Here is a 994-nt window from a genome sequence, read left to right on the forward strand (position 1 = left end):
TGTTTTATTCGGCATGGTCAAGCTGCTTCCGGTTTTGCATTGAATGATTCAGCAAATGCATTCGTTTCTCTGTTAACGAAATAGTTTAGTATTGTTTCATAATAGTTCTGCATGGTATTTGTTACGGTTCTGAAACATCCGTATCCAAGCTTTTCTATTTTATTGTACCACAAGGCAAGCTTTCCACGTGCCACATCCTTGTCATAGTGCTTATTATATATATTGGTCAACTCTATGGCCAAGTCGTAAACTGATTTCAGTTCCGGATAATGGTCGAATATGATTTCCGCACGTATTCTTTGGGATTCAGTCCATTTACTGAAATGCTTGACAAGTACATGTTTGGCCCTTGCCAGCAGCTGCTTGCGGGTATCACCATTGGTATATCGAAACGGAACATACTCTATGTTTTGCTCTTTGCACCGCTGAATTTCATCGTTCTCCAAATCCCGTGCCATCCAGCGATAAGTAATCCTGAGCTCATCAATTGCCTCATAAAAGAGTTTCTGTACACGAAACCGGTCATTGGTCATAGTGGCATTGGGAAAAGTCGTTCGGACAATCCGCATCATGGTCGGTGAAAGATCCAAAGTAACCTCTTTGACCGTCTTGCGCCTGGAGAGATGAATCATTTCAAGCACCTTTATGACGTCTTCAGACTTCGTGCCACGTATCATGGCCACAAGTGTACCTCTGCCACCACGTCCAGCACGGTTAGTGACAACTGTGTATAATTCTCCACAGCTCAAAGAAGTTTCGTCAATACAAAGGCCGGGACCTATGTTTTGTTTGAACAGGACATATTCTGAGGCATGACCTAGCTGGTCCCACTGTCGGTATGCGCTGATAAACTCCTTGTATTGGGAAGTTAACTGTTTACCGTTTACCCCATAAGCATCTGCTATGGAGCTTATGCTGGCCGGGGTAGTTTCAATCTTCTTCTTTTAAAAAAGCAACGAACTCAGGAGTGAGTTTCGTTCCTTCGGCAGTTAGA

Annotated in this window: 1 protein-coding gene; it reads right to left on the reverse strand. The window is 43.4% G+C overall.

Features of this window, described 5'->3' with window-relative positions; translation table 11 throughout:
* Window positions 1–17: 17 nt before the first annotated feature.
* Complete coding sequence (locus tag HU824_RS11500) at window positions 18–797, reverse strand: transposase (protein ID WP_255260505.1); 780 nt, start codon at window positions 795–797, stop codon at window positions 18–20.
* Window positions 798–994: the final 197 nt, after the last annotated feature.

It is taken from the genome of Bacteroides sp. L10-4 (assembly GCF_013373675.1).
Classification (GTDB): domain Bacteria; phylum Bacteroidota; class Bacteroidia; order Bacteroidales; family Bacteroidaceae; genus Bacteroides; species Bacteroides muris.